Annotated in this window: 17 protein-coding genes; 8 read left to right on the top strand and 9 right to left on the bottom strand. The window is 61.9% G+C overall.

The window, feature by feature from the left end:
- Positions 1-21 precede the first annotated feature (21 nt).
- Genes P3T25_RS01595 through P3T25_RS01605 form a run of 3 tightly spaced genes read left to right on the top strand, consistent with a single transcriptional unit; the run spans position 22 to position 3,507 of the window.
- Positions 22-1,455, top strand: a complete 1,434-nt coding sequence (locus P3T25_RS01595; protein ID WP_154562746.1) for an MFS transporter — start codon at positions 22-24, stop codon at positions 1,453-1,455.
- A 25-nt stretch (positions 1,456-1,480) separates the two neighbouring features.
- Entirely contained in the window at positions 1,481-2,680 is a 1,200-nt protein-coding gene (locus tag P3T25_RS01600; protein ID WP_429357302.1) for a CaiB/BaiF CoA transferase family protein, read from the top strand.
- Between the two features lie 2 nt (positions 2,681-2,682).
- On the top strand, positions 2,683-3,507 hold the full coding sequence (locus tag P3T25_RS01605) for a citryl-CoA lyase (RefSeq protein ID WP_429357303.1): 825 nt from the start codon (positions 2,683-2,685) through the stop codon (positions 3,505-3,507).
- Here P3T25_RS01605 and P3T25_RS01610 read toward each other — a convergent pair.
- A complete protein-coding gene (locus tag P3T25_RS01610) occupies positions 3,495-4,259 on the bottom strand; it encodes an IclR family transcriptional regulator (protein WP_266239058.1) in 765 nt (254 codons plus the stop codon). The genes P3T25_RS01605 and P3T25_RS01610 overlap by 13 nt on opposite strands.
- Before the next feature lie 303 nt (positions 4,260-4,562).
- Here P3T25_RS01610 and tehA point away from each other — a divergent pair, with 303 nt between their 5' ends.
- Positions 4,563-5,570 (top strand): dicarboxylate transporter/tellurite-resistance protein TehA, encoded by a 1,008-nt coding sequence (gene tehA / locus P3T25_RS01615; protein WP_429357304.1) that lies wholly within the window; start codon positions 4,563-4,565, stop codon positions 5,568-5,570.
- Positions 5,571-5,737: 167 nt separating this feature from the next.
- On the opposite strand, the gene bla is transcribed toward tehA, so the two are convergent.
- Positions 5,738-6,673: a class A beta-lactamase gene (bla, locus tag P3T25_RS01620; RefSeq protein ID WP_429357305.1), complete on the bottom strand. Its 936-nt coding sequence runs from the start codon at positions 6,671-6,673 to the stop codon at positions 5,738-5,740.
- Between the two features lie 99 nt (positions 6,674-6,772).
- Between bla and P3T25_RS01625 the strand changes: the two genes are divergently transcribed.
- Positions 6,773-7,651, top strand: a complete 879-nt coding sequence (locus P3T25_RS01625) for a LysR family transcriptional regulator (RefSeq protein WP_429357306.1) — start codon at positions 6,773-6,775, stop codon at positions 7,649-7,651.
- Here the strand turns inward: P3T25_RS01625 and P3T25_RS01630 are convergent.
- Positions 7,648-7,902 carry a hypothetical protein gene (locus P3T25_RS01630; RefSeq protein WP_429357307.1) on the bottom strand — a complete coding sequence of 85 codons (255 nt, stop codon included), beginning with the start codon at positions 7,900-7,902 and terminating at the stop codon, positions 7,648-7,650. The two genes, P3T25_RS01625 and P3T25_RS01630, sit on opposite strands and share 4 nt — an antisense overlap.
- A gap of 63 nt (positions 7,903-7,965) precedes the next feature.
- Positions 7,966-8,469, bottom strand: coding sequence for a lecithin retinol acyltransferase family protein (locus P3T25_RS01635; RefSeq protein WP_266260213.1), 504 nt, complete (start codon positions 8,467-8,469; stop codon positions 7,966-7,968).
- Positions 8,470-8,928: 459 nt separating this feature from the next.
- Between P3T25_RS01635 and P3T25_RS01640 the strand changes: the two genes are divergently transcribed.
- From P3T25_RS01640 to P3T25_RS01650, 3 genes are all read left to right on the top strand, one after another.
- Positions 8,929-9,216 carry a hypothetical protein gene (locus P3T25_RS01640; RefSeq protein ID WP_429357308.1) on the top strand — a complete coding sequence of 96 codons (288 nt, stop codon included), beginning with the start codon at positions 8,929-8,931 and terminating at the stop codon, positions 9,214-9,216.
- 5 nt (positions 9,217-9,221) lie between these two features.
- Positions 9,222-9,992, top strand: a complete 771-nt coding sequence (locus P3T25_RS01645) for a PP2C family protein-serine/threonine phosphatase (protein ID WP_168435795.1) — start codon at positions 9,222-9,224, stop codon at positions 9,990-9,992.
- 203 nt (positions 9,993-10,195) lie between these two features.
- Complete coding sequence (locus P3T25_RS01650) at positions 10,196-11,047, top strand: hypothetical protein (RefSeq protein ID WP_429357309.1); 852 nt, start codon at positions 10,196-10,198, stop codon at positions 11,045-11,047.
- Between the two features lie 35 nt (positions 11,048-11,082).
- Here P3T25_RS01650 and P3T25_RS01655 read toward each other — a convergent pair whose 3' ends face one another.
- From P3T25_RS01655 to P3T25_RS01675, 5 genes are read right to left on the bottom strand one after another with little or no spacing between them, the layout of a single operon-like run.
- Positions 11,083-12,441: a sigma-54 interaction domain-containing protein gene (locus P3T25_RS01655; protein WP_429357310.1), complete on the bottom strand. Its 1,359-nt coding sequence runs from the start codon at positions 12,439-12,441 to the stop codon at positions 11,083-11,085.
- Positions 12,438-15,494, bottom strand: a complete 3,057-nt coding sequence (locus tag P3T25_RS01660) for a peptidase domain-containing ABC transporter (protein WP_154562770.1) — start codon at positions 15,492-15,494, stop codon at positions 12,438-12,440. Before P3T25_RS01660 ends, P3T25_RS01655 begins: the two co-directional genes overlap by 4 nt.
- A 22-nt stretch (positions 15,495-15,516) precedes the next feature.
- On the bottom strand, positions 15,517-16,269 hold the full coding sequence (locus P3T25_RS01665; RefSeq protein ID WP_154562772.1) for a peptidylprolyl isomerase: 753 nt from the start codon (positions 16,267-16,269) through the stop codon (positions 15,517-15,519).
- A gap of 37 nt (positions 16,270-16,306) precedes the next feature.
- Positions 16,307-17,680, bottom strand: a complete 1,374-nt coding sequence (locus tag P3T25_RS01670; protein WP_168435797.1) for an HlyD family efflux transporter periplasmic adaptor subunit — start codon at positions 17,678-17,680, stop codon at positions 16,307-16,309.
- Positions 17,658-20,270 (bottom strand): FHA domain-containing protein, encoded by a 2,613-nt coding sequence (locus tag P3T25_RS01675; RefSeq protein WP_429357311.1) that lies wholly within the window; start codon positions 20,268-20,270, stop codon positions 17,658-17,660. Before P3T25_RS01675 ends, P3T25_RS01670 begins: the two co-directional genes overlap by 23 nt.
- Between the last annotated feature and the right edge of the window lie 29 nt (positions 20,271-20,299).

Genomic DNA, 20,299 nt, shown 5'->3' on the forward strand with positions numbered 1-20,299 from the left:
AGACACTCCAAGGAGGATTCCATGGCAAGCCTGCCGATCGACGCACCCGGCGCGTCGCCCGATTCAAGCGCCAGTGCGCAGGGACTCACGACCGGCATCAACGCGCGCATCGACCGTCTGCCGGCGACGCGCACGGTATGGATGCTGGTGTTCCTGCTGTCGATCGGCGGCTGGTTCGAGTTCTACGATCTGTTTTTTACGGCCTATGTCGGCCCGGGCCTCGTCAAAAGCGGGCTCTACGCGACTACCACTGCGTCGTTCTTCGGCGTGTCCGGGCTGGGCGCCTTCGTGGCGGCGTCGTTCGCGGGGCTCTTCATCGGCACGTTCTTTTTCGCGGGCATGGCGGACCGCTATGGCCGCAGAACCGTGTTTACCGTTTCCCTGCTGTGGTATTCCGCGGCCACACTGGTCATGGCGCTGCAAACCACCGCGCCCGCCATCAACCTGTGGCGCCTGATCGCAGGCATCGGCGTGGGCGTCGAACTGGTGACGATCGACACGTACGTCAGCGAACTCGTGCCGAAACATCTGCGTGGCCGCGCGTTCGCTTTCGTTCATCTGGTGCAGTACACCGCTGTGCCGTCCGTCGCTCTGCTTGCATGGTGGCTGGTGCCGCAAGCGCCGTACGGCGTCGACGGCTGGCGCTGGGTCGTGATCATCGGCGCGCTCGGCGCGGTCGTGGTGTGGTCCATTCGCCGGCGCGTGCCGGAAAGCCCGCGTTGGCTCGCGCAGCAAGGCCGCGCCGCCGAAGCGGAACAGGTCCTGCAGGCAATCGAAGCGAAAGTCGCGAAACAATACGGGAAGCCATTGCCCGCCCCTGTCCCGACAGTCGAGCCGGCCACCACCAAGGCGGCCTTCCGCGAAATCTGGCAGCCGCCGTATCGCAAACGCGCGATCACGATGCTCGTGTTCAACCTGTTCCAGGCGATCGGCTTCTACGGTTTCGCGTCATGGGTGCCGACCCTGCTGGTTTCGAAAGGCATAACGATCACGCACAGCCTGATGTACTCGTTCGTTATTGCGGCCTCGAATCCGTTCGGACCGCTGATCGGCATGGCGATCGCGGACCGCATCGAACGTAAGACCTTGATCGTGTTGTCGGCACTCGGTATCGCCGTGTTCGGCAGCCTGTTCGCGATGCAAACCTCGCCTGCCATGCTGATGATGCTCGGTGTGCTGATCACGCTTAGCGGCACGCTGCTCTCCGTCGGCTATCACGCGTACCAGACCGAACTGTTCCCCACGCGCTTGCGGGCGCGCGCGGTCGGCTTCGTCTACTCGATGTCGCGGTTATCCGCGATGTTTTCCGGCTTCATGATCGCCTTCGCGCTGCGCCACTTCCAGGTACCGGGCGTATTCGCGTTGATCACTGTGTCGATGGTAATGGTGATGGGCGCGATCGGCATCTTCGGGCCACGCACCAACAATCGCAACCTCGACGAAATTTCGCATTGAACGCATTGAACAAGAGGCTTCAAAGATGACGCTGCCGTTGGCTGGAGTGCGAGTACTGGATTTATCGAATGTGTTGGCGGGGCCGTTTTGCGCATATCAACTCGCGCTGCTCGGCGCCGACGTGATCAAGGTCGAACACCCCGAAGGCGGCGATCTTGCGCGACGTTTAGGCGCCGACAAGGAAGCGTCCATGCGCAACATGGGCGCCTCGTTCGTCGCGGTAAATGCGGGCAAGCAGTCCATCACGCTCAATCTGAAAGACCCGCGCGGCAAGGCCATTTTGCGCGAGTTCGTCAAAACCGCCGACGTGCTGGTCGAAAACTTCCGGCCGGGTGTGATGACGCGGCTCGGCCTCGATTTCGATGCCCTACGTGAAGTGAATCCCAAGCTCGTGTATTGCGCGATCTCCGGCTTCGGCATGGACGGCGAGTTTTCGAAACGCCCCGCCTACGACCAGATCATTCAGGGCATCTCGGGCGTGATGAGCGTGACCGGCGATGCCGACAGCGCACCGTTGCGCGTCGGCTATCCGGTGTCGGATACCGTGGGCGGTCTCACGGCGGCGTTCGGCATCTGCGCCGCGTTGGTCGATGCCCGCGCGAGCGGACACGGCCGCATGCTCGACGTCTCGATGCTGGAAGCCACGCTGGCGACGATGGGCTGGGTCGTATCGAACTATCTGAACGCCGGCGTCACGCCCGAGCCGATGGGCAACGAGAACTTCACCGCGGCACCTTCGGGCACCTTCAAAACCAGCGACGGCCCCCTCAATATCGCCGCGAACGAGAGCAAGCAGTTCGCGAGCCTCTGCCATCTGATCGGCCGCGCCGATCTGCTCGACGACGCGCGCTTTTCCGAGCGCAACGCACGCAAAGCGAATCGCGCGACATTGAAAGCCGAAATCGAAGCGGCGCTTGCAAGCGACAACGCCACAAACTGGGAAGCGAAATTCTTCGAAGCAGGCGTGCCGGCCGGACGCGTGATGTCGGTGCCGGAGATTCTCGCGCATCCGCATCTGGCATCGCGCGAGTTCATCCGCGAATTTGCCGGCGACGACACCACTGAGCGGCAACGCGTCACTCGTGCGGGTTTTAGGCTATCCGATGCCGACACGGCGCCGACCACGCCCGCACCGGTTCTATCCGCCCACACGCGTGAGCATCTCGCCTCGCTCGGTTACGACGACGCACAAATCGACCACCTACGCTCCGAAGGAGTCATCTGAACATGACGCAAGCATTCGACGCCGCCAAGCTCGCCGCCGAGTACTGGAGCACCTCGATCATCGATATCCATCCCGGCTCGATCAAGGTGCGCGGTTTCCCGATTCAGGAGTTGATCGGCAACGTCAGCTTTCCGCAGATGATCTGGCTGATGCTGCGCGGCGAATTGCCTGATGCCGCACAAGCGCGGTTGTTCGAAGCGGCGTTGGTGGCGTCGGTCGATCATGGTCCGCATGCCCCGTCGATTGCAATCTCGCGGATGGCGACCAGTTGCGGTTTGCCGTTGAACGGCGCGATGGCCTCCGCGATCAATGCGCTGGATGATGTGCACGGCGGCGCCGGTCAACAGGCGGTCGAACTGTACGACTCGATTGCCGAACGCGTGCAAGCAGGTGCCACGTTGGAAGAAGCCGTCGAGCAAGGTGTCGATGCTTTTACCGTCGAACACAGCAAGTATTTGCCTGGCTTCGGGCACCGCTTTCATCCGGTCGATCCACGCGCAATCCGGCTTCTTTCGCTCGTGGACGACAGCGTCGAACAGCAAAGCATCAGCGGACGATACGCCGCTATCGCGCGCGGCATTGAAGCCTTGCTCAAGCAGCGCAAGAACAAACCCGTGCCGATGAATATCGACGGCGCAACGGCCGTGATCTACGCGGAACTCGGCTTTGCGCCGGAGCTGGCGCGCGGCGTGTTCTGTCTGTCACGCGCGGTCGGCATTCTGTCGCATGCCTGGGAGCAACGCGGACGCAACGAGCGCAACAAAGGCCCGATGCCGCGCCAGATGAGCTACACGTACACGGGCAAGCCCGAGCGTCACCTGTCCTGAACTTCGGCCGCGCGCCGCTGCGCGTTGCGCATTGCGCGCGAGTCGCCGCCTAATGCATCCGTTGCGCGTGCGGCGCAATCGAACAGCGCGCCGAGATTGCTCTCGAGGAACGCCTGATCGATGCGCGAACTCGGGCCTGCAAGCGTCAGCACGCCACGCAAACTCTGGCGCACACCGAATACCGGCATCGAAACCCCCGCCGTCTCCCGATCACGCTCGCCGATCGACACACAGTAGAAGTCCTCGCGAATTTTCTCGTACGGCTCGCCCGGCATGCCGCCGAACGCCAGCAATGCAAGACCGCCCGAGCCGCTTTCCAGCGGCAGCACGTCACCTTCGCGCACGTGAAATCGCACCGCATGCGTCGAATCCACACGATGCAAGCACACACGCACCGCCTCGTCGCGCACATAGAAGGAGACGCTTTCGCCGCTCGTTTCCGCAAGTTCGCGCATCAGCGGCACCAGAATGTCGCCGACGTTAAGGCTGCGCTGATATAACGCGCCGAGCATGAAGGTGGCGGAGCCGAGTTGATAGCGGCCGTCATCCAGACGCAGCAGCAGGCGGTGCTGGATCAGCGAGCCCGCAAGCCGCAACAGCGTGCTCTTGTAGAGCCCCGTGCGCGCCGCGAGTTCGGCGAGCGTGAGCGCGACGTCGTCCGGCCTGAAGGCGAACAGAATCGCGCAAGCACGATCGATAACGGCAACGCCCTCGCTTTCCTTTGAGTTTGATTTGTCCGCAGGCGTTGGCATGAGTTAGCGTAAATGACGTTACTTCATATCGAAGTGGAAATTTTACGCCATGACGCGGGGCTGTCATACCAGGCAGTGGTTCTTCGGGGCCGAAACAGCCGGAAATCGGCGGCAGGACGGCGAAACCCGACGGAACGTGGCGCAACTGGGGCACAGCACGCGCTGTGAATGCACGTTGAGACGATCGCGCCATTTGTTGAGCCGTCCCGGCATTCAGCGTTTTGCCACCGCCCTCTAGAGTACGTTATCGAACGCGCAACGCCGGAACATCGGAGCGCGTCGCAACGCTTCGGAGGATCAGAGATGAATAGCAATCGTGGCACGATTCCAGTTTCTTTCTTCGGCATCGCGGTGGGCGCGCTGGCGTTCGCCAACTTGTGGCGTGTGGCGATCAGGGTGTGGCATTTGCCCACAATCGCTGGAGACGTGTTGAGCGTCACAGCGCTTGTGGTGTGGCTCGTCGTTCTGCTCGCATACGGGCATAAGTGGCTGACGCATGCAGCCGAGGCTCGCGCGGAAATGCAGCATCCGGTGCAATCGTCGTTTACGGCGCTCGGGCCGGTTTCGAGTTTGCTGGCCGCGCAGCTCTTGCCGCCCTATGCGCATTCGGTTGCGCTTGCACTGTTCGGCGTGGCCGTGGTCGCCCAATTGGTGCTCGGCGTGTACCTGCATGGACGGCTCTGGCAGGGTGGGCGCAAGCCTGAACTGATCACGCCGGCCATTTATCTGCCGACCGTCGCGTCGAGTTTTGTCGCGGGCACGGCGGCGGCTGCCTTCGGTTTTCATCAGCTGGGCGGGCTGTTCTTCGGCGCCGGCGTGCTGTCCTGGCTCGCGATCGAATCGATGATTCTGCACCGCGCCGCCGTGCATGAACCGCTGCCCGAAGCACTGCGTCCGATCCTCGGCATTCAGCTCGCGCCGCCGGTGGTGGGCGGTGTGACGTATCTGAGCTTAAGCAGTGGCACGCCTGATCTGGTCGCGCTGATGCTGCTCGGCTATGGGCTCTACCAGGCGTTGCTGCTGTTGCGTCTGCTGCCGTGGATTCGCCAGCAAGCATTCGTGCCGGGATACTGGGCGTTCAGCTTCGGTGTAGCCGCATTGCCGACGATGGCGATCCGCATGGTCGAACGAGGCGCAACGGGTCCGCTCGAATGGCTCGCGCCGGTTTTGTTCATCGCGGCGAACGTGGTGATTGGAATTTTCGTGGTGAAGACGCTTGGGTTGCTGGTGCAAGGGAAGTTGATTCCGGCTACGGTTGCTCCTCAGCCTATCGCTCGAATTCCGGCTGACTCGCGTATCGCACGCGCCTAGAAATGAAAACGCCCAAGTCCACGGATAGCCGACCGTCTGTTGCTAGTCAGGTATTTATCGTGGCCCTTGGGCGGAAAAAATTGTAAGCGAAAATCCGTCGCTTGCCAAATGCGCAGATCCTGTGCGGTTGGCCACGCGACGGCTTACCTGAACGAACGCTCACACCATCAAACCGACGCCGCGATCAACGCGCCGACGTCAGCAATCGCCGCATTGCAGCGCGCCGCATCTCCACTCGTTTCGGTCAGGTAAACGGTCACGAGAATCGGCCCGCGTCCCGGCGGCCACAGAATCGCGACGTCATTTGCCGTGCCGTGATCGCCCGTACCCGTTTTATCGCCGACGCCCCAATCCTTCGGCAGCTTCGCGCGAATCCGTTCGCCACCAGTCTGATTGGCGGCGAGCCAGGCCAGCAATTGCGCACGCGACGACGAAGACAAACGCTCGCCCAGCAGCAGCTCGCGCAGATTGCCGAGCATGGCATTGGGCGTGGTGGTGTCGCGTGGATCGCCGGGCGTCGCTTCGTTCAGCGTCGGCTCATTGCGGTCCAGGCGCGTGATGCCGTCGCCGATACTGCGCGCGAACGCGGTCAAAGCCGCGGGGCCGCCAAAGCTCGCCAGCAGCAGATTAGCCGCTGTGTTATCGCTGAGCGTAATGGCCGCCTTGCACAAGTCGGCGACGCTCATCCCCGCTTCGCTGGTGCGCTCACGGGTGTGCTGGCTGGTGGCGGGCGAGTACGGCACAAGATCGCTTTTGGAAAACACGATGCGCCGTTCCAGGTCTTCTTGTCCGTGATCCACGCGCGTCAGCACGAAACTCGCCGCGAGCAGTTTGAACGTGCTGCACATCGGAAACCGCTCGTCCGTCCGCAAACCGGCGTGCAATCCGGAGGTCGTATCGACGATCGACACGCCGAGCCGGCCGCCGCTTTCCGCTTCGATCTGCGCGAGCCGTTGACGAATGGCGTCCGCCTTGGCCACGCTGCCGCCCTGCTTTGCTGTGCCCGCCTTCACCGCTTTCCCGAACGCGCCGCCGCTGCTAACCGCAACCCCAGCTATCGAAACACCGAGCATCACGCCCGCGAATTTCCGTCTTGTGATCATCGCCGCTCCTTATGTGAAGCCGCAACTATCGGTTTTTCGGCGCCCGCTGGCAAACGATGATAAGTTAGCCTAACCCCTAGAAAATCTTATACCTCCGCCATGAGACCGTATCTCCCGTTGAATGCGCTGCGCGCCTTCGAATCGTCCGCACGGCATCTGAGCTTTACGCGCGCCGCGCTCGAATTGAACGTCACCCAGGCGGCCGTGAGCCAGCAGGTGAGAACGCTGGAAGAGCGGCTGGGCACCGCGCTCTTCAAACGTCTGCCCCGCGGACTGGCCATGACCGACGAAGGCCTCGCGCTGCGCCCTGTCCTCACGGATGCGTTCGATCGCATCGAAGCCGTGCTCAAACAGTTCGACGGCGGCCACTTCCACGAGGTGTTGACGGTCGGCGTGGTGGGCACTTTCGCGGTGGGCTGGCTGATGTCGCGGCTCAAGTCGTTTCGCGACGCGCATCCGTTTGTCGAGCTGCGGCTGCTGACGAACAACAATCTGGTCGATCTCGCCACCGAAGGCCTCGACTTCGCGATCCGTTTCGGCGACGGCACCTGGCCGGGCTCGCTCGCCACCCGGCTGCTCGACGCACCGCTCGCGATTCTGTGTGCGCCCGAGATCGCCAGGCGTCTGTCCGTGCCAACGGATCTCGCCAACGAAACTTTGCTGCGCTCCTATCGCGTCGACGACTGGATGAACTGGTTCACGGCTGCCGGCATCCCGCCGCGGCCGATTCGCGGCCCGGTGTTCGATTCATCGCGGCTCATGGTGGAAGCGGCCATGCAGGGTGCGGGTATCGCGCTGGCGCCGGCGCTGATGTTCGATCACGAGATCAACACGGGCCGGCTGGTGCGGCCTTTCGAGGTGGAAGTTCACGCCGGCAGCTACTGGCTGACGTGGTTGAAGGGCAAACCGATGACGTCGGCGATGCTGCTGTTCAGTCAGTGGATCGTCAAGGAAGCGGCCTCGCACACACAAAGCTAGCAAACTGCCGTGCGTCGATGGCCGTTCATGGCGGGCCGCTCGGCTTGCGGCGGGAACACGTTCCACGAGCCGTCGTCATGACGGAAGAAAAAGATCGACAGCAAGCCGCCCGGCCTCAGGGCTTCCACGCAAACGTAACGCTGATGCTGCGACGCGCGGTGGCAAAACTGAACGACACGTGCGGGCATCGACGGGGTCGGCGCAAGCCATTTATCGACGGCCCAGTGCAAGGTCTTTTCTGCGGCAACCATGATGCTCTCCTCGATCCTTGAATCCCTGAATTGCTGAACTCGTTCCTGCTCGTTACTGCTCGCTCAGGCGAGTTGGGCGGCAACCTGACCATTCTTCGCGGTGCGTTCGACAAACGCCTTCACCAGACACACCAGCGTGAGCACGCCGGCACGGGGATGCGTCAAGCAGCAATGCACCTGTTCGCTGCGGCTTTCGCCAAGCAGGCACCACGCGCAGAAGTGCTCGCAGTTATTCGTCAGCAGGCGGTAATGGTTTTCGCCGAGGCGGGAGCGCGCGCGGCGCACGGCTTCATCGCCGACGTAACGGGCGCTCGGGGTCGGGCGGATCGTCAACGGATGACCGGCGGCGAAGCGGGTCAATTCCACTTCTTCCACCGGACCGCGATGCGCCGAGCTCGCAAAACCCGCGTAATGAACCACGCGGCCATTGCCGACATAAATGCCGTGATGTTCGTAGCCGCGCCGTTGCGTCACGAGATGCGCGCCGATCGGCAGGTCGATGGTCGACGTTTCATTGCAGCGTTCGTCTTGGTCTTCGCTGCTCGTCGGGAGGTGGTTCGTGTTCATGGCTGGTCTCGCTTCAATATCCAACACTGTTGCGAGATCTTTTGCATCATCCGGGCCATGTCGGGAAAAGCCTTTATTTAAAGGGCTGACAGGAATTGGGAGGCATTCTGAGTGCGGCAGATGTCCGTTGGGATCCGACACAAATCAAGCCGATCTGTTGGCAGACGTCGATCATTTGGAGCGTCGGTTGAGCCGCAGCGAGTGGGTTCGCCAGGGGCCGGGAGTCCGGCCAATGTGTTGGGTCCTGCACCGGTGTGAGCGCCCGGATGTTGGCTGCATCCCGACCTCTTGGGCTCCGCACGACCAAGCGCTGCCTGCCCAGGTGCGCGGAATTGCCCACCAATCAATGCGTTACGAGAAAGCGCCCGCTCGAGCCGCAAATTGGCACAGCACTTGCATCATCACGTTCAATTCCTTTTCAACCGCGCGCCCGACGCACGCGGCCAACCGGAGAACGATATGGCTTCCATCAGAGTAAACGACCTCTCGCTGAACCTCGCGCTCGACCGTAAAGCAATGGCGGCGATCCGCGGCGGCGGCGGTGCGCCGTGGGTGTACGGCTGGATTCAGCCCTATGTGCGGGAAACGCCGAGCATCGGTCCCGTCGTGAACCTGTACGACATCTCGAACAACTTCTATGCTAACCAGATGATCAACACGTTCCAGTCGGTCGACGTACGCAACACCGGTGCGAACTCGAACATCAACGTCTCCCCGGACGCACGCAGCAGAAACGATACGGTGTAACCCTTGTGACCTGTCCGAGCCAATTTCGATGGACGTCGTCCGCGCGGTCCGACGCCGGACGCGTCCGTGAAATCAACGAAGATGCCTGCCTCGCCCAGCCCGAACCCGGACGCTGGGCCGTCGCCGATGGCATGGGCGGGCACGCGGTCGGCGATCTGGCGAGCCGCGTGGTGATCGATTCGCTGAGCCGGCTCGCGCCGCCGCTCGCGATGAAAACCTGCATCGCCGACGCGCGAGCACGGCTGCAAAAGGCCAACCGCCAACTGAGGGACGAAGCCGCGCGCCGCCAGGTGCAACGGATCGGCAGCACCGTCATCGTGCTGCTCGCGTGCGACCGCTTCTGCGGTTACCTATGGGCCGGCGACAGTCGTCTCTATCTGTATCGCGAAGGGCAATTGCGGCAACTCACGCGCGATCATAGTCAGGTGGAAGAACTCAAATCGCTCGGCGTGATTACCGACGAAGAGGCGCGCCATCACCCGGCGCAGCACATGATCACGCGCGCGGTGGGCGCCACGGACGTGCTCGAACTCGACGACGATGCAATCGAAGTCGCGGACGGCGACGTTTTCCTGCTTTGCAGCGATGGGCTCAGCAACGAAGTCAGCGATGCGGAAATACTGGCGGTGCTGACCTCGGTGGCGTGCGAGCGCGCGTCCGATGAACTGGTCGAGCTGGCCATTGCGCACGGTGGACGTGACAATGTCACCGCCGTGGTGGTGCAGGCTGAAGATCCGTATGCGTCAGACAAAACCCTGCTGAACCCCGCGCCTTGAACACACAGTTCGAAAGAAATTGCAATTTATGTGTGTTCTTCCTAATATCCACCCAACATTCGGATGGGTAGTATCCCTCCCGTGAGCGTACTGCATTGCAATACGCAACCGTCGGCGCTTTGACCACGCGTTCAGGCGGACAACACCCACGCCCTCGGCCTTTATCGCTCAAGGGCTTGACGCAATCACGAGTGGGGCGCGCCATGGAGTTTTTGGAAAAAAACGTCGCGACGGAATTGATTGAGCGGAAGGATCACGCCCTCGAACATGTCGGGTTGGATGGCGAGAAGCGGACGTATTTCCCGGCCAGGTCAATGTGGTTGCGGTTGGAACAGCTCCATGTGGCGCAACAGCTCGCAGAGCCTCTGGACGCAGACAAACAGCCAACACTCTCCACGTCGCTGCACGGAGTGGCACATCTCGATGGCCAGGAGCTGTCGATCATCGGCGACGCTGAACACGCGATGCTCGCCGTTGAGGTGTCCTTCGAGGCCCGCGACGTCAGCAAGGCTGACCGCTTAGGTCTGCGCGAGTTGGAGGACGAACTCGGTACTTCGTTTGCCGACGTGCCGCTCGGTACTGCTCGTCTCGGTGTCAATCGGGCCGACGCAGAGACCGGCGAACCCGATCAGTGGTGGCTCGCCTGCCACATTCCCGAAGCCTGTATACATGCGCTTTCGAAGGCGACGTCCGACGGCCGGTTTGGCGCAGTCGAGTTGGGACTGGCGCTGCGACACCTCTACACGGCCGAAAGTGCTATGGCTAACCCTCGGCGCGAGCCGGACCTTTTTCTCAGGCCCAACAAAAGCGACGGCGCAATTGAATGTCCGGAAATCGCAGTTGGCTACGTCACCCACCTTCGTATCGACCTCGCAACTGCTCAATTGCGCACCGCGACCACGAGCGGCGACCGCACTGATGAATTAACGGCGAATCCTGTCGCGGAGGCCGTGAACTCACTGGCTGTCAGGCTCACCAGCCTCATGACCACGGTAAGATGGATTGGCTTCTTCATCGGCATACTGCTCTTTCTTGAAGTTCTCGAGAGGCTCTGATCAGGCACGCCCGAAAACCGTCGAAGCATCCAGCCTCAACTATCGCTGTCTTCCTCATCGTGCTCGTCAGCGCCGTTTCTGCTCGTGGGCGATGCATTGCGATTGCGAAAATCCTTCGAATGCAGGCCATGCTTCTTCAGAAGCATTTGCAGATGCGAACGGTTCATATCGATGCGCCGCGCCAGTTCCGCAACCGTGCCGCTCACTTCGCGCAGGCCGCGCTCCAGGAAGGCTTTTTCCGCGTCATCGCTCGCGGCGCGCTTCGCGTCGCTCAGCGACATCAGATTCGCCACGCTGATTGGCTCCTGTCCCGTCGCAGTAGCGACATTGGACACAGCCGCGGCCGACCCGGGCGCGGCCGGCCGCATATCCACCGGCAGATGATCGACATCCGCCATGTCGCCGGCCAGACACGACACGCGATACATCACGTTGCGCAGTTCACGAATATTGCCCGGGTACGCATAGTTCAGCAGAAAGTCCCGCAGCCGCGGCGTCAATCTGACAGGCCTGCGTTTCAACGTTCCGGCGGCTTCATCGCCGAACCAGGCAATCAGCAGTGGTATCTCATCGCGCCTCTCGCGCAGCGGCGGCAACGTGACATGAATTACGCTGAGACGGTAGAACAGATCCTCGCGGAACTTGCCCTCTTCGCTGAGTTGCCGCAGATTGCGATTGGTCGCGGCGACGATGCGTGTATCGACCGCAATCGTTTCATCGGAGCCCACGCGCTGAATCTCGTGCGCTTCCAGCACGCGCAGCAGTTTCACCTGACCGGCCAGCGGCAACTCGCCGATTTCGTCGAGAAAGATCGTGCCGGTATGCGCGCTTTCGAATTTGCCTTTGCGGTCATTCGAAGCGCCAGTGAACGCGCCCTTGCGATGACCGAACAACTCCGACTCCAGCAGATTGTCCGGAATCGCGCCGCAATTCACGGAGATAAAAGGCTTGTCCGAGCGCGAACCATTCGCGTGAATCACCTTTGCCATCAGCTCCTTGCCGGTGCCGCTTTCGCCATCGATCAACACCGGCAAATCGGTCGGCGCCGCCTTCTCGGCGATTTCGAGCGATTCGAGCAAACGTGGATTGTCGCCGAACGTCCCTTCGAAAATGAAGCTGCGCTCGATCAGCGCCTTTCTGCGCGCACCACGCGATTGATCGGCAGCCGCGGCAGGCTCAGCGGCCGTTGCGGCCTGCACGAAGCGCTCCTTGTGCGAGAGCTGCATGACTTCGTCGCGCAACGAGGTGGCTTGCCGGAGCAGCTTGTCGATGTCGGCGCGCTCGAGCCGGGACGACCAACGCAGCGTCGAGCGCAAAATCTCGATGCGTTCGATCAAACCCGCGTATGAAATCGCCGGGCTGAGCTCTTCTACCTGGTCGAGTATCTTCATCACGCACTCAACTGTTTCTGGACCAACTGGTAGTACATGCCGCCGCGCTGGATCAGTTCATCGTGACGGCCCTGTTCGACAATCGCCCCTTCATACAGCACCAGAATCTTGTCGGCACGCATGATGGTGCTGAGCCGATGCGCAATGATCACCGCCGTTCGGCCCTTCAGAATGTCATGCATATTGCCGAGGATATTGCTTTCCGATTGCGAGTCCAGCGCCGAGGTCGCCTCGTCGAAAACCAGCAGACGCGGATCGTGATACAGCGCCCGCGCGATGCAAAGCCGCTGGATCTGCCCACCGGATAAGCCAATGCCGCGTTCGCCGACAATCTGCTCGTAGCCGAGCGGCATCTTGCTGATGAACGCGTGCGCGTCGGCCATTTTCGCGACCTCCTCGATGCGGCGCCGTTCGGGCGCGTCGTCGCCGCTGGCAATGTTTTCGGCAATCGTGCCGGAAAACAGCAGATTGCTCTGCATCACATAGCCGATCTGCGCGCGGTAATAGGCTTTATCGACCACGCCGAGGTCGTAGCCGTCGATGGTCATCTTGCCCTCGGTCGGCGCGTAGAAGCCGACCAGCAGCTTGGCGAGCGTCGTCTTGCCGGAACCGCTGCGGCCCACAATCGCCACCAGTTCGCCGGGCTTGATGTCGAAGCTGATATTTTCCAGTACATACGCCGAGTCGTCCTCGCCGTAGCGGAAGTAGACGCCGCTAAAACTGATTTCGCCCTGCAGTTCCGGCAGCATCACGCGCGAAGGCAAATCCTGCGGCTTCTGTTCCGGCTCGATATCGAGCACGTCGCCGAGGCGCTCCATCGCCACGCCCGCGTCGTTCAACATGCTCCATAGGCCGACCAGTCCCATCAGCGGACCCAGCACGCTGCCCATGAACGCATTGAACGCAATCAACTGACCGATGGTCATTTCGCGCGCCAGCACCAGATTCGCGCCGACCCAAAGGATGGCAATTGTTGTCGCCGCGTTCAGCAACTGGCTGCCAAGCCCAATGAGAATGTTGAAGGCGTGCGCGCGGTATTGCACTTCGAGCGCCTTCGCGTACTTCTTCTCCCAGCGCAACCGCACCGGCCGTTCGATGCCCATACCCTTGATGGTCTCGACACCGGCGAGCGCTTCCATCAAAAACGACTTCGACTCGGTCGAGGCCGTGAATACCTCACGCGCATAGTTCTTGATCTTCGGAGTGGCTAGCGCGGTCAACGCCATGATGGGTATCACGAAGGCGATCAGCACCAGTGTCATCTTCACGTTGTAGACGAACATGATCGTGAAGTAGATGAACACCATCAGCAGATTCAACGCGGTGGTCACCGTGGATTCGGTGAGGAAGGCGCGGATCGTCTGGTTCTCCTGAAAACGCGCGAAGATGTCGCCGGTCTTCCGCTTGGCGAAAAACGAAAACGGCAGCGACATGGTGTGCTTGAAGAACTGCGACATCATCGCGAAGTCCATGTTGCGCACCATGAAATTCGCCAGATACGCGCGAATCGTCGACATCAATTGCGAAAACACATTGGCGATAATCAGGCCGCCGATCAGCAGATGCAGCAGGCTGACGTTCTGATGCACGATCACGCCGTCGAGAATGTTCTGAATGATTAGCGGCGGAATCACGCCGAGAACCTGAATCACGAACGTGGCGAGGAACAGGTGACCGAGAATCTTCTTGTACGGCCTGAGGTAGCCGACAAAGCGTATCCACGGCGAACGCGCGGCGGACATCTGCATGAGATTCGGGCCGCCGGTAAAGAGCAGACACGTGCCACTCCAGCCGCGTTCGAAATCCTCAACCGTCATTTTCCGGAAGCCGAGTGCCGGGTCGGCGACCCACACGTAGTCCTTCGAGAGCCCGTACACCACTACATAGTGGTAGCCCTCCCAATGCACGATGAAGGGCAGATCGAAACCGCGTAATGAATCGAATGTGCATTGCACGCCGCGTGCAGTGAAGCCGAGCGATTCGCCTGCGCGCGCAAGACTGTCGAGCGTGGCGCCTTGTGTCGTGACGTTGGCGAGTTCGCGCAGTTTGCCGAGCGTCATCGGAATGCTGTAGTGGCGGCAGACCATGGCGAGACACGCGGCGCCGCAATCCATTTCTTCAGCCTGTTCGACCAGCGCAAAGCGCTTGATGACCTTTTCACCGAACTCGGGTTTGGTCTGCAGGTCGAGCATCAAAGGCAATTTGCGCCGCTGCTCGAGGCGCTTTTGCCGTTGCAATTCACGGTCGCCGTAACGAATCCGCTCATCCAGGACTTCGCGCAGCTTCGGATTGCGTTCCAGAATGAAATGGACGGTTCGCTCCGGGATCACCAGCAGCCGCGTATCGGTCGTCGCCACCACCGACGCCATTTGCTCCTGCCGCATCAAACACGCTTTTTCGCCGAAGATTTCGCCTTCGCCTAAGGTCGCAAGCGTGTAGTCGTGGCCTTCCTCGTGACGGACGATGCGCACGCCGCCTTGCCGCACCACATAGAGCCGCCGATCGTCGCGCCCATCCTGCTTGAGAATTTCCTTGCCCTCGGCCACCCGTTTCACGCCGACGCTGCGCACATATTCTTCGAGTTCCGCCTTGTTGAGCTTGCCGCGCAGATCGAACAACTGCGCGACGAAACCGCCGGCCGAACTGATCGCCACGTAGCTCGCGATAAATGCCAACGCGGCCTGATTGCCGGCGATCACCGGCTCGATCGCGGCGCGAGGAATGAACAGCAGTTCGGTTTTCGCCGACGCCCGCACCGACGCCTCATGCACGTACGCGCGCAACATCGCAATGTCGGCGAAAATCTCGCCGGTTTTGCGCACGCCCATGCTGGTTTCCTTGCCATGCTCCTCGGTGAAGATACGTACCGAGCCCGAGCGAACCACGTAAAGACCGTCAGCCGTCTCACCCGCCGAGCACACCGTTTCGCCGAACGAATAGAAGCGTGCCTGCGCGTATTCGGCAAGACGCTCGATCTCGTCGCGCGAAAACGGCGAGAGAATTTCCACCGAGGTGAGAAACTCGGCAGCGGAGGGCGCGGTCTGGGGTGCATCCATGGGCTTGCGGACCTCGGTTCGGCTAACGTGCTTCGATCACATGTTCCTGCGAGCGCGCAATCAGCCAGCTCTCGCGCAGCAGACGTCTCACTTCAGAGGCGACATCCGCGTCGAGCATCGCCGGATATTTCGCCGTCACGGCAAATATCTCGAAGCACGAGCGATCCGCCGACGGAAATGGCCCAAGCAAGTCGCCCACCGCCGCGTTGAAAATCTTCGCCTCGATGTCCGGCTTCAACGATCCGCGCAACACTTTGCCGATCACGCCGCCGGCTTCGCGCGTATCCGCGATCGAATGCTCGCGCGCCATGTCGGCGAAACTGTCGGGGTCGTCGTGCAGGTACGAGATCATTTCCTTCGCCTTGCCTTCGCTGTCGAGCACGATATGGCTCACCTCGATCGCGTCGAACTTCGGCGAATTCAGCGCGAAGTAATCCTTGATCGCCGCCTCGTTGCCGACCACGTCGAGCATCTTCTCCTGATACAGCCCGTCCGTAATGAAGGCCTCGAACTCGTCGAGACTCACGCCGAGCGCATCGAGGTACTGATTCATATCCGTCGCGCGATGCAAGCCGCGCACGCGGCGGAACTGATCGGCGCGCTGCTGGATGTCGTCGGCAGTAACGGCAATGCCCTGCTTCTTGGCCGCATGCACCGTGAGCTTGTCGCGCACGATCTGCTCGATCAGGCTATCGAACTGGCCGGTCAGTTTCAGAAGACGAATGAACTCGGAAACGTCCACGACTTCGTCATCGATTCGCACTATCGCGGTCATGTCATCCGCTCCTTTAATTGACGTGTGATCGGCGCGCTCATCCCGCCACCTGTCTGAATGGATCGAGCCCCAGATCGATCAGGCGCCGTTCGCGCACCACGATCTCCGCGCTCGCCGTCATGCCATAGCGCAGCGGATAGCGGGTGTCGGCGATCTGGTAGTAGTTCTTGTCGAGCGTGACGCGGCCCTCGTACACCGGCTGCTTGTCCTGCAAGGACGGCTTGGTGGCCGGCGAAATATAGGCGAGCGTGCCGTTGATCAGCCCGTAGCGCTGATATGGGAACGCGTTGAATTTCAGCTTCACCGGCTGGCCCTCGTGCAGAAAAGCACGATCGTGTTCGGCGATTTCGATCTTCAGCACGGGCTTCGCATCTTTCGGCGCGATGCCGCCGAGCGGCGCGTTCGCCTGGATCTTGTCGCCTCGCTGCGTGGAGGTCACGTCGGTGATAACGCCGGAGACCGGCGCGAGGATCAGCAGGAAGTTGTCTTTGTCGATGTTCTCGAAACGGATCCGCGCGGCGGCTTCGGACACGAGGCGCGCGGTCTGAAGTTGCAGACGCAGTTTGTCTTCGGCGTCGGTGATGTCGCGGACTGCCGAGTCGTACTGGAGTTGCAGGTCGGTGGTCTGCTGTCCGCTGGTTTCGAGTTGCGCATTGGCCTGCGCGTATTCGTGGCTCAGGCGGAAATCCAGCTCCGCGAGTTTCGATTGAGCGACGCGGTAGGCGTTATCCGCTTCCATCGCGGCGGTTCGCTTCTGCTCCACCTGCAACTCGGCGATGCCGCCGCCACCCGGCTGAGCGAACAGCCGCGAGTAACGATCCAGCTCCTGACGCGCCGCCTCACGCGTGCGGCGCGCATTGTCGAGCACGCTGCGCGCTTCGTCGAGTTCGGCCTTCTGGCCTTCGGCGAGCTTGGTTGTGCCCTCGGAGACGCGATTTTCGTGCAGGCGGGCTTCTACTTCCATCTGCGCCTTCAGCGCGGCCGCCTTGCGCTCCATCAGCGCCTTCTTTTCGGGGAACTGCTTCCAGTCGCGCTCGGCGTCTTCGAGTTTGAGCTGCGCTTGCAGCGCGTTGCTCGCTGCTTCGATCGCGCCGCGCGCATTCAGCCGCGCCAGCACGTCGCCCTTCGACACCGGCTGCCCCTCGGCGATGTACAGATCGGCGAGCTCACCGTCGATCGGTGCATAGATGCGGCGCACCTCCGATTCCGGCGAGAGCGTGCCTTGCGCACTGACGATCACATCCGCGCGTCCCACGAACGACCACAGCAAGCCGGCCACCACCAGCGCAACCATCGCCCAGATCAGCGCGCGAGCGAGCCGCACCGGTTCGGCGGTCAGAATCGCGATGCCTTCGACGCTGTGATCCTCCAGCGCCTCCGACAACGGTCTAGGGTGATTGTCGCGCTTCACTCTGCTCGCCTCCGATCAACGCCAGCTTCGCCTTCAAGAGTCCGGGGTCCAGCACCATACGCAATTCGGTCAGCGAGCGGCGCTGCAAATCCGCTTCGGCCTGGATGTCCGCGAGCAGGCGGTCGAAGTCCGCGGGATGATCCGCCTTCAGTTGCGTATAGATACGCATGCCTTGTTGCGCGGCGGACTGTGCATCGGAAAGCAGACGCGCCTCGCTGCGAAAGCCGGGCGAAATGCCCGCTTCCAGCCGCTGCGTGCCGCCGATCGGCCCGCTCGCCCGATATTGTTTCCACAGGCTCTGCGCGCGCAGCATCAGGTCCTGAGCGCGCGCCAGCGCTTTGTCGTGCAACGCGGCGACGTCTTTCTGGATCGATTGCACGAACCACCCATCCGCCACCGGATCGAGACTGGCGTAGAACGACAGCAGGCGCTCGTCATAATCCTTGCCGCCGCGCGTCTTCTGCAAGTCGGCGAACTGGTCAAGCTGCGCTCTCATGTGCGCCAGTTCCGCGGCGATCACGTCGGACCACGGCCCGGCAGGCATGGCCTGCAAATCCGCCAGCGCCTGCTGGGCGTCGCCGCGCTGCCAGGCAGCGGTCGCCGCGTCATGACGCTGGATGACGTCCGCGGACGGCAGACGGCTTACGGACAGTTGCTGAAATTGCGCCTGAAACGGCGGGGTGTTGAAACGCACCGTCTTCAGCAAGGCGAGCAATGGCGTCAGTTGCCGGCTGAGCGCCGCGTTCAGCACATCGGTGTAGTGGCGCAAATCTTCCCGCACACGATCGAGGCCGGCGAGGCGCGGATAGCGCTGCGCGTAATCGTCGAGAACGGCTGGCAGCGCTGCGGGTTTGTCGCGCGCCAGTTCGGTGCGAATGGTGCCGTTCAGGCGGTCGATGGCGGCGAGATAGACCGAGTCGTCGCTTTCCAGTTTGCGCAGATGGCTCAACGCCTGTGCGTATGGCTCCGCAAAAATGGGCACATACGAGGCAATGCGGTCGAGTGCGCGCTGATGGCCCCTGGCGTCGTCGTCCCAGCGTTGCAGCAGGCCGCCGATAGTCGCCTCGTCGGCGTACATGCGGATTGGTGCGTCCACCCCGCCGCGTCCCGCCACGAAGCGCTCCAGGTCGCCCACCCACTGCAATTCGCCGACCAGAGAAGTGGCGTCCGCATTGTTCGCACTCAACGCTCTCATCTCCTTGAGCAGCGTGTCGGCCTGATTGAACTGCGCCTTTTGCAGCGTACTCAGCCAGCCGGGGAGTTTCGCCTTCAGTAGCGCTTCGCTCGCCAACGCACTGACTTTCGTGTCGGCGGGGTGCTGCGCCAGATAGCCGTTTGCCGCCGTCACCGCGCTGGTGTAATCGCCGCTCGCCAGCAGGTTTCTCAACTCGCGCTCTGACGAACCGCGCAAGTAGAGCGTCAGCGCAATGGCCACCAGAAGGGCGAAGGCCGCGCCACTCCACCACACGGCGCGACGCGACAGGGTGTGATCGCCACCCGCAAAGGCCTTGCTGAGTTCTCCCGCGAGCAGCCGCCAACGCTGCGGCCGGCTCTGTGCTGCGTTCGTGCCATGTGCGCCGTTTGCGCTTTGCTTGCCATGAGTGCCGTTTGCGCCATGCGTGCCGTTAGTTCCGTTCGTGGTATTCGCACCGCCGGTCGGCGTGTCGCGTTTCGCGTGCGCGGATGCGGATGCGGCCTGCGCCGCTTCGTTGACTTCGTCTTCGCGTTGTAGCCCTGGGTCCACGCAAAAGATATCGAGGAACGAATGCGCGGCGCCAACGAACGTGGTCTTGTCCGTGTCGGCGGCCTCGTCAGTAGCGGGATTGAGGAATAGCTGGGTCACGGTCGGCTCGACTTCAGGGGGTTTCTGCAGCGTCACCCTGTAGACGAAGTGGTCGCCGCCAAATGCAAGGAGGTCCCCCTCCACAAGCGGCACCGCGGTTTCGTCGAGCCGCTTTCCGCCGACGAATGTGCCGTTGGTGCTGCCGAGATCTTCGAGGTAGAGCTCGCCGCCCTTCAGGAAGATGTGGGCATGACGCCGCGAGATGTAGTTGACCTGATGTGGATAGCGATCCTTGTAGCGCGAGAAAACCTCGTCAGCCTTGCTGATGAGAAAGGGGAACGCCTGCACGTCGATCGGCTGAAGCTCGAGGTCGTCGCGCTGCGGCACCAGCAGCAGGCCGGGTGCGGGCGCCGCGCGCGCGACGACGATCCGCGTGCGCGGCTCGATACTCACGCGGTAGCAAAGCTCGCCGCCGAAACATAGTTCGTCGCCGGCACGCAGCCGCGCGGGGGCTTGCCGCACCGCGTTGCCGTTGAGCGTCGTGCCGTTCTTGCTGCCGAGATCGGCGACATAGACGGCGCCGTGCTCCGTAAAAACCCGCGCATGGCGGCGCGACAGGCGGGTAAGGCGTTCGGCGGGATAGTCGGTGAATGGCGCTTCGCTGCGGCCGATCGCGAACAGGCTGTCGACGATCCGGATCGCGTCGAGTGCGGGACGCTGCGCGGACGCAACCGGCGACAGCACCACGTCGAACGCGGAGTCCTGTGTTGCACGCATCTCAGCAATCTGGGCTTCGCCGGTAGTCATTTTATCTGGATCACTAATCGTTTACCCGC

Origin of the sequence: Paraburkholderia sp. GAS32, from assembly GCF_050434225.1 — a bacterium.
Taxonomy (GTDB): domain Bacteria; phylum Pseudomonadota; class Gammaproteobacteria; order Burkholderiales; family Burkholderiaceae; genus Paraburkholderia; species Paraburkholderia madseniana.

Bases quoted from the DNA above. Each gene is read 5' to 3' on its own strand.
- P3T25_RS01635 (WP_266260213.1), bottom strand. From the start codon at position 8,469: ATGAACACGAACCACCTCCCGACGAGCAGCGAAGACCAAGACGAACGC.
- P3T25_RS01595 (WP_154562746.1), top strand. From the start codon at position 22: ATGGCAAGCCTGCCGATCGACGCACCCGGCGCGTCGCCCGATTCAAGC.
- P3T25_RS01640 (WP_429357308.1), top strand. From the start codon at position 8,929: ATGGCTTCCATCAGAGTAAACGACCTCTCGCTGAACCTCGCGCTCGAC.
- P3T25_RS01630 (WP_429357307.1), bottom strand. From the start codon at position 7,902: ATGGTTGCCGCAGAAAAGACCTTGCACTGGGCCGTCGATAAATGGCTT.
- bla (WP_429357305.1), bottom strand. From the start codon at position 6,673: ATGATCACAAGACGGAAATTCGCGGGCGTGATGCTCGGTGTTTCGATA.
- P3T25_RS01600 (WP_429357302.1), top strand. From the start codon at position 1,481: ATGACGCTGCCGTTGGCTGGAGTGCGAGTACTGGATTTATCGAATGTG.
- P3T25_RS01625 (WP_429357306.1), top strand. From the start codon at position 6,773: ATGAGACCGTATCTCCCGTTGAATGCGCTGCGCGCCTTCGAATCGTCC.
- P3T25_RS01650 (WP_429357309.1), top strand. From the start codon at position 10,196: ATGGAGTTTTTGGAAAAAAACGTCGCGACGGAATTGATTGAGCGGAAG.
- P3T25_RS01605 (WP_429357303.1), top strand. From the start codon at position 2,683: ATGACGCAAGCATTCGACGCCGCCAAGCTCGCCGCCGAGTACTGGAGC.
- P3T25_RS01665 (WP_154562772.1), bottom strand. From the start codon at position 16,269: ATGACCGCGATAGTGCGAATCGATGACGAAGTCGTGGACGTTTCCGAG.
- P3T25_RS01660 (WP_154562770.1), bottom strand. From the start codon at position 15,494: ATGGATGCACCCCAGACCGCGCCCTCCGCTGCCGAGTTTCTCACCTCG.
- P3T25_RS01675 (WP_429357311.1), bottom strand. From the start codon at position 20,270: ATGACTACCGGCGAAGCCCAGATTGCTGAGATGCGTGCAACACAGGAC.
- tehA (WP_429357304.1), top strand. From the start codon at position 4,563: ATGAATAGCAATCGTGGCACGATTCCAGTTTCTTTCTTCGGCATCGCG.
- P3T25_RS01610 (WP_266239058.1), bottom strand. From the start codon at position 4,259: ATGCCAACGCCTGCGGACAAATCAAACTCAAAGGAAAGCGAGGGCGTT.